This is a genomic window from Aquabacterium parvum, from assembly GCF_001447195.1.
Taxonomy (GTDB): domain Bacteria; phylum Pseudomonadota; class Gammaproteobacteria; order Burkholderiales; family Burkholderiaceae_C; genus Aquabacterium; species Aquabacterium parvum.
Window position 1 is genome coordinate 1 of the sequence record NZ_LFRI01000536.1, and the last position, 621, is coordinate 621.

General features: G+C 61.2%; 1 pseudogene. It reads left to right on the forward strand.

Annotation, left to right across the window (positions count from 1 at the left end):
- Positions 1-131 precede the first annotated feature (131 nt).
- Positions 132-404: pseudogene (locus ABG80_RS19455) on the forward strand (ATP-binding protein); the annotation flags it as partial.
- Between the last annotated feature and the right edge of the window lie 217 nt (positions 405-621).

Consider the following 621-nt stretch of genomic DNA (forward strand, 5'->3'; position numbering starts at 1 on the left):
CAATCACTCTCGTCTGCATTCGGCGCTGGGCTATCTCAGCCCCATGCAATACGAGCAACGCTGGCTGGCGGCTCAGCGCAAGAACGCCGCATGAAACCCGGGCTAAGCGCTCCGAAATTCAGGGGCAACCTCAGAGCGGCGGCGCCTTGCTGTTCCATCTGATGTCCAAGCTCTACGAGCACACCAGCGTCGTCATCACGACCAACCTGGACTTCGCCGAATGGAGCACCGTGTTCGGCGACGCCAAGATGACCACGGCGCTCTTGGACCGGCTCACGCACCACTGCCACATCGTGGAGACCGGCAACGAGAGCTACCGCGTCACGCAGGCCACGGCGGCCACGCGCAAGCGCATCAAGGCAAGGGAGCAGGAGCGACGCAACAAGGGCGACGAGGCGGGCTAACGAGCTCACCGCTACAGTTGTTCACAGCCGGCATCACACGATGCCGGCCCCAAGCCCTGGGTCAAAGTTCAATCGGCAGGGTGGGGGTGCGGACGATTTCTTGGACTACCTGGAGGTAGTTCATGTTTTCATACGAGGATCGGCTGCGAGCCGTACAGCTCTACATCAAGTTGGGCAAGCGCGTTGGGTTGACCATTCGCCAGCTTGGCTATCCAAC